Origin of the sequence: Paenibacillus aceris (assembly GCF_017874035.1) — a bacterium.
In the GTDB taxonomy this organism is placed as follows: Bacteria; Bacillota; Bacilli; order Paenibacillales; family NBRC-103111; genus Paenibacillus_E; species Paenibacillus_E aceris.
This window is the reverse complement of sequence record NZ_JAGGKV010000002.1, coordinates 427610-442979: the sequence shown is the minus strand read 5'-3', so window position 1 is coordinate 442979 and position 15370 is coordinate 427610. Positions and strand designations below refer to the sequence as shown.

At 46.7% G+C, this 15370-nt stretch carries 18 protein-coding genes; all 18 read left to right on the top strand.

Annotated elements, in window-relative coordinates:
- Positions 1-2: 2 nt before the first annotated feature.
- The 18 genes from spoIIIAF (at position 3) to recN (ending at position 15354) form a co-directional block, all read left to right on the top strand.
- A complete protein-coding gene (spoIIIAF, locus tag J2Z65_RS06350) occupies positions 3-725 on the top strand; it encodes a stage III sporulation protein AF (protein ID WP_167053569.1) in 723 nt (240 codons plus the stop codon).
- A gap of 4 nt (positions 726-729) precedes the next feature.
- On the top strand, positions 730-1368 hold the full coding sequence (spoIIIAG, locus tag J2Z65_RS06345) for a stage III sporulation protein AG (RefSeq protein WP_167053571.1): 639 nt from the start codon (positions 730-732) through the stop codon (positions 1366-1368).
- A 36-nt stretch (positions 1369-1404) separates the two neighbouring features.
- On the top strand, positions 1405-2184 hold the full coding sequence (locus tag J2Z65_RS06340; protein WP_167053573.1) for a SpoIIIAH-like family protein: 780 nt from the start codon (positions 1405-1407) through the stop codon (positions 2182-2184).
- 156 nt (positions 2185-2340) lie between these two features.
- Positions 2341-2838 carry an acetyl-CoA carboxylase biotin carboxyl carrier protein gene (gene accB, locus J2Z65_RS06335; protein ID WP_167053575.1) on the top strand — a complete coding sequence of 166 codons (498 nt, stop codon included), beginning with the start codon at positions 2341-2343 and terminating at the stop codon, positions 2836-2838.
- 39 nt (positions 2839-2877) lie between these two features.
- Positions 2878-4236 carry an acetyl-CoA carboxylase biotin carboxylase subunit gene (gene accC, locus J2Z65_RS06330; RefSeq protein ID WP_167053576.1) on the top strand — a complete coding sequence of 453 codons (1359 nt, stop codon included), beginning with the start codon at positions 2878-2880 and terminating at the stop codon, positions 4234-4236.
- Between the two features lie 115 nt (positions 4237-4351).
- On the top strand, positions 4352-4765 hold the full coding sequence (locus J2Z65_RS06325) for an Asp23/Gls24 family envelope stress response protein (RefSeq protein WP_127449647.1): 414 nt from the start codon (positions 4352-4354) through the stop codon (positions 4763-4765).
- Positions 4766-4853: 88 nt separating this feature from the next.
- A complete protein-coding gene (amaP, locus tag J2Z65_RS06320) occupies positions 4854-5414 on the top strand; it encodes an alkaline shock response membrane anchor protein AmaP (RefSeq protein ID WP_167053578.1) in 561 nt (186 codons plus the stop codon).
- Positions 5415-5428: 14 nt separating this feature from the next.
- On the top strand, positions 5429-5656 hold the full coding sequence (locus J2Z65_RS06315; protein ID WP_167053580.1) for a DUF2273 domain-containing protein: 228 nt from the start codon (positions 5429-5431) through the stop codon (positions 5654-5656).
- Between the two features lie 164 nt (positions 5657-5820).
- Positions 5821-6279, top strand: coding sequence for a transcription antitermination factor NusB (gene nusB, locus J2Z65_RS06310; RefSeq protein ID WP_167053582.1), 459 nt, complete (start codon positions 5821-5823; stop codon positions 6277-6279).
- 50 nt (positions 6280-6329) lie between these two features.
- Positions 6330-7196: a bifunctional methylenetetrahydrofolate dehydrogenase/methenyltetrahydrofolate cyclohydrolase FolD gene (folD, locus tag J2Z65_RS06305; RefSeq protein WP_167053584.1), complete on the top strand. Its 867-nt coding sequence runs from the start codon at positions 6330-6332 to the stop codon at positions 7194-7196.
- An 8-nt stretch (positions 7197-7204) separates the two neighbouring features.
- On the top strand, positions 7205-8575 hold the full coding sequence (gene xseA / locus J2Z65_RS06300) for an exodeoxyribonuclease VII large subunit (RefSeq protein ID WP_167053586.1): 1371 nt from the start codon (positions 7205-7207) through the stop codon (positions 8573-8575).
- Positions 8562-8816: an exodeoxyribonuclease VII small subunit gene (xseB, locus tag J2Z65_RS06295; RefSeq protein WP_167053588.1), complete on the top strand. Its 255-nt coding sequence runs from the start codon at positions 8562-8564 to the stop codon at positions 8814-8816. The genes xseA and xseB overlap by 14 nt, the downstream gene beginning before the upstream one ends.
- 10 nt (positions 8817-8826) lie before the next feature.
- Positions 8827-9723 (top strand): polyprenyl synthetase family protein, encoded by an 897-nt coding sequence (locus tag J2Z65_RS06290; protein ID WP_167054388.1) that lies wholly within the window; start codon positions 8827-8829, stop codon positions 9721-9723.
- Positions 9724-9841: 118 nt separating this feature from the next.
- Positions 9842-11728, top strand: a complete 1887-nt coding sequence (dxs, locus tag J2Z65_RS06285) for a 1-deoxy-D-xylulose-5-phosphate synthase (protein WP_167053590.1) — start codon at positions 9842-9844, stop codon at positions 11726-11728.
- A 38-nt stretch (positions 11729-11766) separates the two neighbouring features.
- Complete coding sequence (locus J2Z65_RS06280) at positions 11767-12600, top strand: TlyA family RNA methyltransferase (RefSeq protein ID WP_167053592.1); 834 nt, start codon at positions 11767-11769, stop codon at positions 12598-12600.
- A 103-nt stretch (positions 12601-12703) separates the two neighbouring features.
- A complete protein-coding gene (locus J2Z65_RS06275; protein ID WP_167053594.1) occupies positions 12704-13156 on the top strand; it encodes a hypothetical protein in 453 nt (150 codons plus the stop codon).
- Between the two features lie 2 nt (positions 13157-13158).
- Positions 13159-13608 (top strand): transcriptional regulator AhrC/ArgR, encoded by a 450-nt coding sequence (gene ahrC, locus J2Z65_RS06270; RefSeq protein ID WP_167053596.1) that lies wholly within the window; start codon positions 13159-13161, stop codon positions 13606-13608.
- 15 nt (positions 13609-13623) lie between these two features.
- Positions 13624-15354, top strand: a complete 1731-nt coding sequence (recN, locus tag J2Z65_RS06265) for a DNA repair protein RecN (RefSeq protein WP_167053598.1) — start codon at positions 13624-13626, stop codon at positions 15352-15354.
- Positions 15355-15370 lie beyond the last annotated feature (16 nt).

The following is a 15370-nucleotide window of genomic DNA, read 5'->3' as shown; positions in this document are numbered from 1 at the left end:
CTATGGACTGGTTAGCCGGATGGCTGAAAACGGTCATCATGGTCATTATGCTGGCCACTTTCGTTGATCTTCTGCTCCCCAGCAACACCATGCAGCGCTATGTAAAAACAGTTATGAGCTTATTCATTTTACTCACACTTTTAACGCCTGTCTTGCAATTGTTTCAAAAAAATTGGGATGTGGATCAATTGCTCAGTCAAGCGGAAAAACAGCAAAACGAAAAGACGATGCTAGCCAGCGGAAGCGGAGGAAGTCCATGGATGAAATCACTCGATGTGATTACGAAGGATGCTCAAAAGCTCCAAGCAGCAGGCCAAAAGCAATCACAGCAGATGATCCAGACGCAGCTCGCCGGAATGATGAAAGAGGACATACAGACGCAGACAGACCTCACAGTCCAAGACGTTCAGGTGGTTGCACAAATTGACAATAACGGGAAGCCTGCTATTACGAGAGTCAGGGTCACCCTTGATGATATAGAAGCGAAGAGCAAATCTAAGCCGGTTGATGGCTCCAAAAGTATTGCAGTCATGGAACCGATCAAGCCCGTAGATCCCATCAGGATCAAAGCAAATGAGAAAGAAACAACCGCCTCGCCTCAGGCTTCAGATCAATTCGAGCAAGAGGTTGAAAGGCTGAAACAAGGCATTACGCGTAATTGGCTTGTTGAACCTGCACACATTGATATCCAAATCGAACAAGGGAATGGAAGGATTGCGAGGTGAATCGATGGGAACATTGCTGCAATGGATGGAGCACAAATTCGGCGGAGGTCCGGGAGGGCCTAAACGTAAGAACACGCTCCTTTGGGTCATTATGATTGGACTTATGGGAGCAGCGCTGATGATTATGAATGCATTTATGACTGTTAAAGAGGTTGATCCCATCACTGCGGGCAGAGCCTCTCCGCCTCCCAGTAAAGAAACATTTCTCGGCAGTGCATCCAAGGAAAATTCGAGCTTTCACGATTATGAACTGGCGTATCAGTCGCAGTTAAAAGAAATTTTACAAAAAATCGTTGGCGTCGGCGATGTTGAAGTGCTGGTTACGATTGAATCTACGGAGGAAATGACCGTCGACAAAAATTACAACGACAACCAGCAGATGACGACAGAACGCGACAATGGCGGGGCGACTCGGAATATATCCCAGGTCACGCGAAGCGGAGAAGTGGTTATCTATCAAGTGTCAGGCGACCAGAAGCCGCTTGTGCTCAAATACATTAAGCCGAAGATCAGAGGAGTTATCGTTGTTGCGAAAGGCGCCGAGAATCTGACGGTGAAGAAAATGATTACCGAAGCTGTAGAACGCGGACTTGATGTCCCAGTGAATCGCATTTCCATTTTACCCCGAAAAACAGGGGAATAAATCCAATACGCAATCAAAATTGAGGAGGAATATACAATGAACGCAAAAAGACAAACAATTTGGCTCGTATCGATGCTTAGCTTAATGGTGGTGCTTTCCGCGTATTACTTGTTCACGGAAGATGTGAATAAGCTAGACCTGGCCACGACGGAAACAGCGAAGCAATCTCAAGAAGTCAAAATTGATATGTCGCAAGTTGACACTGCAAATGCTGCAAAAACGGACGTAAAAGCAACGACTGGCAGCGACACAAAAGTTGATACAAAAGTAGACACAAAAGTAGATACAAAAAGCGCAACTCCGCAAAATTCAACAAAAACAGACGTGAAAACAGATGCAAAAACAGATGCAAAAACAGATGCAAAAACAGATGCAAAAACAGATGTGAAAACAAACGCAAATACAAGTGTGAAAACGGATGATCAAGTGCTGAAACAAATGGAAGAGCAAGCTAAAACGACATCGGCCAGCGACTTTTTCACAAACGAGCAAATGAAACAAAGTGAATATTTTGCCAAAGCATCCTCTGATTTAATGGAAATTATCATTGATACTAAGAAGTCGCCTGAAGCTGTTGCAAAAGCTACTAACGATTTATCCAAGCTGACGGATATTCAAGAAAAAGTTGAAAATCTGCAGGATGTGCTGATGAAAGATTTCCCTCAAGCGATTGTAAATCAAGATGGAAACAAGTGGAAAGTGACCGTTCAAAGCGATAAATTGGAGAAAAGCCAAGGTGTCACAATCGTTGATATGGTTGTTAAAGAGCTTGGTGCAACTCCAGAAAACATCAAGATTCAATACGTACGTCCTTAGTTTTATAGCGCTGTCCGTCCTGCTCGGGATGGCACTGGAAAGGGTCCGGACAAAACTGGACTCTTTCCATTTCTTGCGTTTATGGGTATAATACATACGTTGCGGCTATGAAACCGCAATTTTTACTGGTTCACCAACTTTGAAGGAGTGACATGAATGTTCAAATTGAGTGAAATCAAAGAGTTAATTAAACTCGTCGATCAATCCTCTTTACAAGAACTTGAAATTGAAAATGAAGGTGCGCGTCTGTCTATTCGCAAGCCGAATAAATCAGAGGCTGTATATGTAACAGCACCGGTTCAACACACATATGCTCCGATCGGTCAAGCAAGCATTCCTCATGCAGCACCTGCTGCGGCATTGGAAGCTTCTGTACCTGCGACTGCTGGACATGCTAAGCAAGAGGACTCATCTTTACATAAGATCGTTTCACCGATGGTAGGAACTTTCTATCAGTCTGCTTCCCCTGGCGCTGCTCCTTTCGTAAATGTCGGCCAAAAAGTAGGCGATAAAACCGTTGTGTGTATCGTTGAAGCTATGAAGTTGATGAATGAGATTGAAGCTGAAATCAAAGGTGAAATCGTTGAAGTACTCGTTGAAAACGGCCAGCTCGTTGAGTACGGACAACCTTTATTTTTGGTCAGACCGGAGTAAGTTAGTTTAGCTAACGGAAAACTCTGAGGAGGAAAATCAATGAAATTTCATAAAATCCTAATAGCGAACCGAGGAGAAATAGCTGTTCGTATTATTCGAGCTTGCCGTGAGTTGGGCATTTACACCGTGGCTGTTTATTCGGAAGCGGATCGTGATGCGTTGCATGTGCGACTTGCTGACGAAGCCTATTGTATTGGTCCGACTGCGTCCAAGGACAGCTATTTGAACTTCACGAACCTGATGAGTGTAGCTACACTGACAGAATGTGATGCCATTCATCCCGGTTATGGATTTTTAGCAGAAAATGCTGACTTCGCAGAAATTTGCGAAAGCTGCAATATTACGTTCATCGGTCCGTCACCAGACGCCATTAGCCGGATGGGGGACAAAGCGGTTGCCAAGCAAACGATGAAAGAAGCGCGCGTGCCAATCATTCCTGGTTCTGACGGGTTGGTTGATAATGTGGATGACGCTATCGTCATCGCTAGAGATATCGGCTACCCGGTCATTATTAAAGCTACGGCAGGCGGTGGCGGTAAAGGGATTCGTATTGCGGAAAACGAGGAAACACTCGTATCGCAAATTACGGCAGCCCAGCAGGAAGCGCAAAATGCTTTCGGCAATGCGGGCATTTATTTGGAGAAATATTTAACAGGCATGAAGCATGTTGAAATCCAAATTTTAGCGGATAAGCACGGCAATGTCGTTCACTTGGGTGAGCGCGATTGTTCCGTACAACGCCGCAGACAGAAGCTCGTAGAAGAAGCACCTTGTCCGATCTTAACGCCTGAAACGCGTTCGGCAATGGGTCAGGCAGCTGTTCGCGCAGCGAAAGCTGTTAATTACTCCGGCGCAGGAACACTAGAGTTCCTACTCGGACCTGACGGTAATTTCTACTTCATGGAAATGAATACGAGAATTCAAGTTGAACATCCCGTAACGGAAATGATTACTGGCATCGACATTATCCAAGAGATGATTCGCGTTGCAGAAGGCAATCCGTTATCCTTCTCTCAAGAAGATGTTCGTATCAACGGATGGGCGATTGAATGCCGCGTGAATGCAGAAGATCCGAACCGGAACTTTATGCCTTCAGCAGGCCAAGTGAAGTTTTACTTGCCGCCAGGCGGTTTCGGCGTTCGTGTCGACAGCGCGGTTTATCCGGGTTACACGATTCCTCCGCACTATGATTCTATGATCGCTAAACTCATTGTTTGGGGAAGTACGCGCGAAGAAGCGATTGCCCGCATGAAAAGAGCGCTCACGGAATTTGCGGTTGACGGTGTTAACACGACAATACCGTTCCATCTGAAACTGCTCGAGCACAAGAAATTTATCAAAGGCGATCACGATATTAAATTCTTGGAAGAGCACGATGTGAATGATGCAGATTCATAGATAACCATTTGTCATATTTTTGGCGAAATGGTATACTAATAAATTAATGATGGCTTATCCATAAGCCGATGATAGAAATATAAGTTTGTAACACAAACTCTTAGGAGGTGCCACAATGAGCACAATCGCTCCGGATTACGTCAAAACAGACATGGGCAGCATCCAAATTGCCCCCGAGGTTATCGAAATCATTGCCGGTTTGGCAACGGTGGAAGTGCAAGGAGTAGCGGGGATGAGCGGAGGACTTGCTGGCGGCATTGCTGAATTGCTTGGACGCAAGAATTTGTCCAAAGGCGTAAAGGTAGAAGTCGGACAACGTGAAGCTGCCATTGACGTCTCCATCATTATTGAATATGGCAATCGCATTCCAGAAGTTGCTAGCGCCATTCAACAGAATGTGAAGCACGCAATCGAATCAATGACGGGTCTTAGTGTTGTTGAGGTGAATGTTCATATTCATGATGTTCATTTTAAACAGGCAGAAAAACCGGTTGAAGAAGAAACAGCAGCTGCTGGTCGAGTGAAATAAGGCGGAATTGCTGCATCCATATGGATCATTGAAACCCCCTACAGCATGCAGGGGGTTTCCTCTAACTATAGGAAGGGGACAAGCTTACGTGGGTAAAATTGTGGACAGGCTCTTGCTGCTTCTTTATAGCCTAATTATTTTCGTTGCATCTATCCTTGTATTGTTCACAGCATCGAGCTGGATCCCGTTCGAACAAGCAGGTCAAACGTTACATAATTTCTATTACGAGAAGAACTATGCATATCCGGCCATCATTATTAGCTTGATCATGTTGGTAATCTCTATTCGTTTTCTCATTCTGACGCTTCGCCGCGGCCGCGCTCAAGCGCCATCTATTGACCAACGCACGGATTTTGGTGATATTCGCATTTCCATCGAAACCGTTGAAAATTTATCTTTGAAAGCTGCTGGTCGTACGAAAGGCTCCAAAGATCTGCGCGCACGTGTAAGAGTGAATCAATCAGGTCTTGAAATTACGATCAGAACCATTGTGGATGGGGAAAGTTCGATTCCTGAACTCACTGAAGAGATGCAAAGTACTGTGAAAAGTTACATAGAAGACATTACCGGCATTCCTGTAGCTTCCGTAACCGTATTCGTAGCAAACATCGTGCAATCAGCTCCAACGTTTAAAAGCCGAGTCGAATAGAGGTGAACCCACTCATGTGGAATGAATTGTGGGAGTCCCATAGGGGCAAAGTGATCGGAGTGGCAGCAGGCATTTTTTTCGGCTTTATTTATTTGATTTTTGGATTTTGGGATATGTTGATCTTTGGATTCATTGTTCTGGTCGGTTTTTACATCGGGAACAAGTGGGATCGCAAGGAAAGTTTCGTCATGCTTGAAGACATTTGGCGCTATCTCACGCAAAAATGGAGAATGTTTCGCTAAAATCCCTGGTACATCCATGGATTTTTTTGTTTGGATTGGTTCCATTATGACGTATACTAACAGAAAGAGGCTTCGAAGGACGAAGACAGTTTTGCCAAAGCAAAACTCAAAGTGAATGCTTACGAAGACAGTTTTGCTAAAGCAAAACTCTTAGGAGGAACAAAATGAAACGCAGAGTTGCACGAGAAATTGCTGTACAAAGCCTATACCAGATACAGATGAATGAGGCTACGCCTCAAGAGGCTGTCCAATTTGCGATTCACGAAGCGGAAAATGATAACGAAACGCAGTTGGATGTCAAAGGTGACAAAATGGATTCAGCTTACATCTTGGGGCTGGTTGAGGGGACATATAGCAATAAAGTTAGAATCGATGAACTTCTTGAGGAATATCTAAAAGGATGGGCGATGGACAGGCTCTCACGTATTGATCGTGAAGTGCTTCGTTTGGCCGTTTATGAAATGCTGTACAGAGACGATGTTCCGCCTAAGGTAGTCGTGAATGAAGCTATTGATTTGGCTAAGCATTATGGCACAGATGAATCCGGGAAATTTGTCAACGGTGTTCTTGGGAAAATGATTAAAGAAGTTGAAGATTTGAAAAGTAAAGTTACTCCAACTTAATTAGCTCCTGACGAAGAAAGAAGTTCACAACATTTTTAGGGGGAAATAGCATGTCTGGACAAGTTATTAATGGAAAAGAATTAGTAAGTTCGATTCGCGAGGAAATTCGGGCGGATGCTGCAGCACTTACGGCGCAAGGCAATCAACCTGGTCTTGTAGTTGTCATCGTGGGAGAAGACCCGGCTTCGCAAGTTTATGTCAGAAATAAAGCCAAAGCATGCGATGATGTAGGCATTTATTCGGAAGTGCACCGTTTGCCTGAATCTACGACTCAACAGGAATTAATTACACTCATTCACAAATTTAATAGCGATAACAGAATTAACGGCATTCTGGTACAGTCACCCCTGCCTAAACATATTGATGAAGAAGCTGTTGTTGATGAAATCGATCCTCTGAAAGATGTAGATTGCTTTCACCCGGTGAATGTCGGTAATTTGATGATTGGCAAGGACGGCATGAAACCTTGCACGCCTCATGGTGTCATCGAGATTTTGAAACGCACGGGTGTAGAAATAGCCGGCAAACACGCCGTAGTTGTTGGAAGAAGCAACATTGTTGGAAAACCAATGGCTATGTTATTGCTGCGTGAGCATGCAACGGTTTCTGTTGTCCATTCCCGGACTCCGAATATGGAAGAAATCACGAAGCAAGCCGATATTCTCGTTGTTGCCGTAGGTAAAGCGCATTTAATTAAAGCTCAACATGTAAAACCAGGCGCAGTGGTCATCGATGTAGGAATGAATCGTCCTGCTGACGGTAAACTGACCGGGGATGTAGATTTTGAAGCGGTAAAAGAAATTGCAAGTGCTATTACACCTGTGCCAGGCTGTGTAGGACCAATGACGATTACGATGCTGCTTCGCAACACGGTGGATGCTGCCAGTCGCGCCGCTAAAGCGAATGTGAGTGTATAACAGAGCATATGGGTAGAAACGAGACGAAAATCTTTTCTGTCAAGGATTTAAACCGTTATATCAAATTGCTGCTAGAAGGCGACAACCGCCTTCAAGATGTATGGGTGCGCGGGGAGATTTCCAACTTCACGCATCATTCCAGCGGCCATATGTATTTTACGCTTAAAGATGCCGATGGCAGACTGAAGAGCATCATGTTCGCCTCCCATAACCAGAGGCTCGGTTTTATTCCAAAAGAAGGCACGAAAGTGATCGCTCGCGGCAATATTTCCGTTTATGAGCGTGACGGAGCTTACCAGTTCTATGTGACGGCGATGCAGCCGGACGGCATTGGCAGTTTGTATCTGGCCTTCGAGCAGCTCAAAAAGAAGCTCGAAACGGAAGGGCTGTTCGCGGCGGAGCGCAAGAAACCGATTCCTCGGTTTCCGCGTGCGATCGGCGTGATCACTTCCCCGACGGGGGCTGCTATCCGTGATGTCATCATCACGCTTCAGCGGCGCTTCCCGTCGGTGCAAATTCTCCTGTACCCCGTATTGGTACAGGGGACTGGGGCTGCACCATCGATCGTGAAAGCGATCGAAGCCATGAACCGGCTCGGTGAAGCCGACGTGCTCATCGTGGGCCGCGGAGGCGGCTCACTGGAGGAGCTGTGGGCGTTCAACGAGGAAGCCGTAGCACGGGCGATCAGCGCCTCCGCGATTCCCGTTATCTCGGCCGTCGGCCACGAGACGGACTTCACGATCGCGGACTTCGTCGCCGATCTGAGAGCGCCGACGCCGACGGCGGCGGCTGAGCTCGCGGTGCCAAGCGCGCTAGAGCTGAAGCAGCAGCTGTCGCAGCAGGCGCAGCGCCTGCACTACGGGCTGCTTCAGCAGCTGCGCCGCAAGCAGGAACGGCTGGAGCGCGCGAAGCGCTCTCCGTTCCTGACGAACCCCCGCAGGCAGCTGCTGATGCAGCCTGCGGAAAGGCTCGACCGGCTGGCGGAGCAGCTCGGTTACCGGATGCGCCAACGCGTAGCGCGTATGGCGGAGCGGCACATGAAGCTGGAGCGCAAGCTCAGCAGCTTCAACCCCAAAGAGCAGGCCGTGTTCGCAAGACGGCGCCTCGATACCTCGGGGCGGCAGATGCTCACGGCCATGCAGACTCTCCAGCGTGCGAAGAAGCAGGAGTGGCAGGCCAGCGTCCGTCACCTGGACGCCCTAAGCCCGCTGAAGGTCATGCAGCGGGGGTACAGCTTGGCGTATGACGAGGAGGAGCAAGTGCTCATTCGATCTGTCACCCAAGTGAAGGTTGGAGATCATGTGAAGATTCGCCTCAAGGATGGCAGGTTGAACTGCCAAGTATCGGGGATGGAGGAGAACCAAGATGTCAACGAATGAAACCGAAGTAAGCTTTGAACTTGCTATCGAGCAGTTGGAGCGTATTGTTGCTCAATTAGAAAGCGGTGACGTGCCCTTGGAGAAAGCGATTGAGCTTTATCAAGAAGGTGTTCGTCTCTCTCATTTGTGCGGTGTAAAGCTTGAGCAAGTCGAGAAGAAAATTGAGATGCTGGTTGAAGGGGAAGCAGGCAATGTAAGCAGGAAGCCTTTCCAACCTGCCTTGGAAGATAAGGGGAATTAGTTTGAAAACAATGTCCACGATTCACGAATATATTGCTTCGCATGCTGAAATGGTCGAAGCGGCATTAATACAAGCACTTCCAACGCAGTGGAATGTTCCAGTTTCATTGCGTGAGTCCATGAATTACTCCCTTATGGCGGGCGGCAAGCGGCTTCGCCCTATTCTTGTGCTGGCTGCGGCTGAGGCGCTTGGGGGATCTCAGGCAGCGGCACTGCCTGTAGCTTTGGCGATTGAGATGGTACATACCTACTCACTGGTTCATGATGATCTCCCTGCGATGGATAATGATGATTACCGCAGAGGTAAACTGACGAATCACAAAGTCTATGGGGAAGCCATGGCCATCCTCGCAGGAGATGCTTTATTAACTCATGCCTTCTACAGTGTTACACAAGCTCACAAAGTGCACGGCATTCCAGCGGAACGTGTGCTGTCCATCACGGAAGAACTTGCTGCATATGCAGGCGCAAGGGGAATGGTTGGCGGTCAAGCGGCCGATATGCTTGGGGAACAAGGATTAACGAAGCTTGAGGAATTAGAGTTCATCCATTTGCATAAAACAAGTGATCTGATCGTATTTTCTTTGCGGGCAGGTGCGCATATTGCCGGTGCTACGACTGCGCAATTAGCAGCGTTAAGTGAATTCGGGAACGCGATTGGTCTTGCTTTTCAAATTCAGGATGATATCTTGGATATTATCGGGGATGAGACAAAGCTCGGCAAGCCAGTGAAGAGTGATGAGAAACAGCAAAAGGTGACTTACCCTTATTTTATCGGGATCGAAGCTTCCGAGATGAAGGTGAAGGAATTAACTATGCAAGCCAAAAAGGCGCTGCTGCAAGGCGGATTTACCAATCCGGAGAGACTTCTTCAGCTTGCTGATTATTTAATGCAAAGAGATCATTAAAGGTTAATTTTTTACATATTTTGTTGTTAACCGGGTAGATTTTCACGATTTACCCAAAACTATGCTATAATAGTGAAATGAATCTCAGTATTTTCACATTGAAAGTGAGGAAACAAGCGTGCTGCTCGAACAAATCAATCGACCTGAGGACTTGAAACGGCTATCCATGGCGGAGCTTGAGTTATTGGCTGGTGAAATCCGTCAATTTCTGATCGAGAAGTTATCCGTTACAGGTGGACATCTGTCATCGAACTTAGGTGTGGTTGAGCTCACCATCGCTTTACATACCTTGTTCCACAGCCCCTATGATAAATTGCTTTTTGATGTGGGTCATCAAGCGTATGTGCATAAGATTTTGACGGGCCGCAAGGATAAGTTTGATACTTTGCGTAAATACAAAGGCTTGTGCGGTTTTATCAAGCGATCTGAAAGTGAACATGACGTCTGGGAAGCCGGACACAGCAGTACCTCCTTGTCTGCAGCAATGGGTATGGCCATGGCGCGGGATTTGAAGGGCGAGCACAACAAAGTAGTTGCGATCATCGGTGATGGCGCTATTACAGGCGGTATGGCGTTGGAAGCCATGAATCATATTGGTCACGAAAAGAAAAATATTATGGTCATTCTGAATGACAATGAAATGTCCATTGCGCCCAACGTAGGGGCGATTCATAATTATTTGAGTAAAATTCGTTCCGATCGGCATTATTTGAAGGCTAAAGAAGAAGTTGAACATTTACTGAAGAAAATTCCTGCCATCGGTGGCACGCTGGCTAAGACAGCGGAAAAGCTGAAGGACAGTCTCAAATATTTTGTGTTGAACGGCGTTTGGTTTGAAGAGTTAGGCTTTACCTACATCGGTCCGGTAGATGGTCACAACTTGCCTGTTTTGCTGGATACCTTAAAACAAGCGGAGAAAGTGGTTGGACCGGTACTCGTGCATGTTGTCACAACGAAAGGGAAGGGATACACTCCTGCCGAGCAGGACTCCCACAGCTGGCATGGTCCAGGACCTTACAAAATTGAATCCGGCCAAGTGCTTAAATCAGTTGGTCCTCCGATGTATACGGAAGTTTTCGGCAACACGCTCATTGAATTAGCTGATAAGGATTCCCGCATTGTGGCAGTTACACCTGCGATGCCGGGCGGTTCAGGTTTGCTTAAGTTCGCTAAACAATTCCCAAGCCGCATGATTGACGTGGGGATTGCGGAGCAGCATGCGGCTACGTTATGCGCAGGCCTCGCGAGTGAAGGCTTAAAACCGGTGTTTGCGGTTTACTCCACGTTCTTGCAAAGAGCTTATGATCAAGTTGTACATGATATTTGCCGACCGAAGCTGAATGTGGCTTTTGCTATTGACCGTGCCGGTTTTGTTGGACCGGATGGTGAAACGCATCAAGGCGTATACGATATTGCTTTCCTGCGCTCACTTCCCAACATGGTGCTGATGATGCCGAAGGATGAGCAAGAGCTGCGGAATATGATGCAGACAGCACTCGAATACAACGATGGACCCATTGCTTACCGTTATCCTCGGAATAGCGGGATTGGAGCAAGCTTGGATGAAGCGCCTAGAGCAATCCCGATCGGAACGTGGGAAACGCTGCGAGAAGGCGACTATGCGGTTGTTTTGGCGGTCGGTCCAATGGTTCAGGTTGCGGAAGATGCAGCGGTGCAATTAGCAAAAGAGGGGATCAACCTTCGTGTCGTGAATGCACGGTTTATCAAACCGCTGGATGAAGCTTATTTATGCCAGCTGGCAAAAGAATCGTTACCGATCATCACGATGGAAGAAGGCGCGATTCAAGGTGGGTTTGGCAGTGCTGTCATGGAATTTTTTGCAGCCAATCATTTCTCAGGATTACACGTTCATGTGATGGGGATTCCTGATTATTTCGTAGAGCATGGTACGGTCAAAGAACAACGTGAAGAAGTTGGCCTTACTGCACTTAATTTAATTGCCGAAGTGAAAAAGCTCGTACCTCGCAAAAGACAACGGGCCTAAACGCAGCAACGATAGGAATAGGGGTAAAGATAAACATAATGTCATCGGATAAAGAACGTTTGGATATATTACTCTTGGAGCAAGGCTATTTTGAAAGCAGGGAAAAAGCAAAGGCCGCCATTATGGCAGGCCTTGTTTTTGCTGATGAAGAACCGGCAGATAAAGCGGGGATGAAGATCAGCCGGAAGGCTGTGCTTAAAGTGAAGGGTGCGCTTCATCCTTATGTGAGCAGGGGCGGACTAAAGTTAGAAAAGGCCTTAAAGCAGTTCGATATTAATCTCACTGGCGCTGTCATGTTGGATATTGGTGCATCTACAGGCGGGTTTACAGACTGTGCGCTGCAGAATGGTGCGTCGCTGGTGTATGCGGTTGACGTTGGTTACAATCAACTTGACTGGTCGCTTCGCAATGATGAGCGCGTTCAAGTGATGGAGAGAACAAACTTCCGTTACACGACAATGGAAGATTTGAACGGTCCGCGACCTACTTTTGCAAGTATCGATGTATCCTTTATTTCACTGCGCATTATTTTACCTCCGCTTAAGGAGATACTATTGAGCCAGGGAACCGTTGTGGCGCTTATTAAACCGCAGTTTGAAGCAGGCAGGGAAAAAGTAGGCAAATCCGGTGTCGTACGCGATCCGGACGTGCACGAGGATGTGCTGACAACTGTCCTTACTTTTGCGAAAGAGCTTGGCTTTCGGTTAAAAGGATTGACCTACTCACCCATTACGGGCGGAGAAGGAAATATTGAATTTCTTGCTTATTGGTCGAGCGATTCGAATGATGATGCCACGCTTGCTGACGCTGCTTCGATGAAAGACCTCATTGCCCTTACTGTGAAAGAAGCACAAAAATTGCATGGCAAATAAACTCATCTTTGAGCACCCTTTTTGCGGCCCAGAGATGGGTTTTTTCACTTCATAAAAAGGATTTTCGGACAATATCCGCGAATACTATGGCGAGGTGAGGGACATGGAGAAAGGCGATGTCACAGTCATTTTGTTGATTCTGATTGTTGTAGTAGGTTTTCTTTTTTTTCGATTTCAGAGGTGGTTAGACGGACCAAAGAAAAGACGAACTCGAATTCCAAGACACTCGGAAATACCTCAGGATGAAGTTGTTGAACTGCTCGAAGGAGCAGGCTTCGACGTGTTGGCCGGGAAAACCAAAATCCCGATCTCCATGACCGTAAACGACAGAGAACAGTTGGAAAGCCGTCTATTTATTGACTACTTTGTCCAAAAGGATGAAAACATTTACCTGGTTAAAGTAGCCAAGGAACGTAAGCCGCTTGAAATGACAGGCAGCTCGGTACGCGATATGTTGCTGGCTTACAGCCTGATTTATCCGGAGGCTGATGGGGTGCTTTATGTCGATATGGCCATGAATAAAATCAAAAAAATCACATTCCATATAGAGGTGTAGGCATGAAAGGTCAAAGGCATGTAAAAATCAGGGAAATCATAACGAATCATGAGATTGAGACGCAAGATGAATTAGTGGAGTCCTTGCGGGCTGCCGGTTTTCATGTTACACAGGCGACGGTTTCCCGGGATATCAAGGAACTTCATCTTATCAAAATTCCGCTGGATGACGGCAGATACAAGTATTCCATGCCTGCCGATCAGCGTTTTAACCCGATGCAAAGGCTGCGTAGAGCTTTAAGCGACCATTTTGTAAGCATTGATTATACCGATAATCTTGTCGTGATGAAATGTCTGCCGGGTACCGCAAACACCATCTGTGCACTGATTGATAACTTAGAGTGGGAAGGTGTCATGGGAACCATTTGCGGGGATGATACGATCCTCGTCATTTGCCGCGGCAAAGAGAACAGCGTTACTTTTGTAAACGAAGTTATGTCCTTATTATCTTAAAGCCAGGAGGAATACATGCTTACTGAATTATCAATTCGTAATTTGGCTGTTATTGAACACGTACATATACGTTTCAAAAGCGGATTTCATGTCCTTACAGGGGAAACAGGGGCGGGGAAATCGATTATTATCGATGCGCTTACGCTCATTGTCGGCGGTAGAGGTTCATCTGACCTCGTCCGGTACGGGGCCGATAAAGCGGAGATTGAAGCGATGTTTGAGCTGCCTCCGACCCATCCGGTTTGGCATACGCTTACAGAGCTTGGCATTCAAGCAGATCCAAGCGAGCATTTACTCATTCGCCGGGAAATTACGGCTACAGGCAAGAGCTCCAGCCGAATTAATGGCCAGCTTGTTAATTTAACCATGCTGCGTCAAACAGGGGAGTGGCTGGTGAATATTCATGGACAGCATGAGCACCAATCGCTGCTAAACGATGAGGAGCATATTCATTCTCTTGATTTATTCGGTGATGCTGAAATTGCTGCCGCTAAAAAAAAATATCAGTCTTCGTATGACGAATATATGAAGCTTCACAAAGATTTGCGAGAGCTCCAGGAAACAAGTAAACAGGCGCTTCAAATGCTAGATTTATATCGGTTTCAAATCGACGAGATTTCTGCGGCAAAGCTTAAGATTGGCGAGGACGAGACGCTGGCAGAAGAGAAGCGCAAGCTGGCAAACGCGGAAAAACTGTATCAAAGCTCTTCCGAAGCTTATGATTTCCTCTATGCCACCAATCGTGGCTTAGATTCCGCAGGGAAAGCAGTATCAAGAATTCAGGATATCGTACAATTGGACCCGGTTAATCTCACTCCACTGCTTGAACAAGCGCAGTCTGCCTACTATCAACTTGAGGATGCTGCTTACCAATTGCGGGATTACCGGGACGGTATTGAGTTCAATCCTTCGCGTTTGGATTTTATTGAACAAAGATTGGATACAATCACGTCTCTTCGCCGAAAATATGGAGAGAATATAAAAGAGATCCTAACTTACCTCGAAAAAATAAAAACAGAAGTCGATACGATCGAAAACAAGGACGAGCATATCCGAAAAATTGAAGAGAAGCTAGCTGTTCTGGAAAAGCAATTAAGCGTTGCTGCGCTGGATCTCTCTCATCTGCGCCGCGGAATTGCACAGCAGCTAGCTGCTCAGATTGAGCATGAGCTTCGCGATCTGCAGATGGAACGCACCCAATTCCGTGTCCAAGTCGAGCAAGTGCTTGATGAGCGTAACGGCATTGAGGTCGAAGGAAAGAAAGTGAAGTATTCACGTCAAGGCATCGATCAGATCGAGTTTCTTATGGCGCCTAACCCGGGCGAACCACTGCGCGGGCTTAGCAAAATCGCTTCAGGCGGGGAGTTGTCGCGGATTATGCTAGCGATGAAAACGATCTTCGCACGAATCGATCAAATTCCTGTTCTCGTCTTTGATGAAGTGGATACTGGCGTAAGCGGACGTGCTGCACAGGCGATCGCTGAGAAAATGTCCAATTTATCAGGCAGCTGCCAGGTTTTCTCGATTACACATTTGCCTCAGGTCGCGAGCTTTGCGGATGTTCATTTCTATATCCGTAAAGAAGTAGACCAGGAAAGAACCTTCACACGCGTGCAAGACATGCCGGATGCTGGACGGATTGAAGAATTAGCCCGGATGCTCGGAGGGGTAGAAGTGACGGAAACGACGCTGCATCATGCCGGGGAAATGCTTGCCATGGCAAGAAATAAGAAAGCAAGGGTATGAAAGTATAGATAGTCAT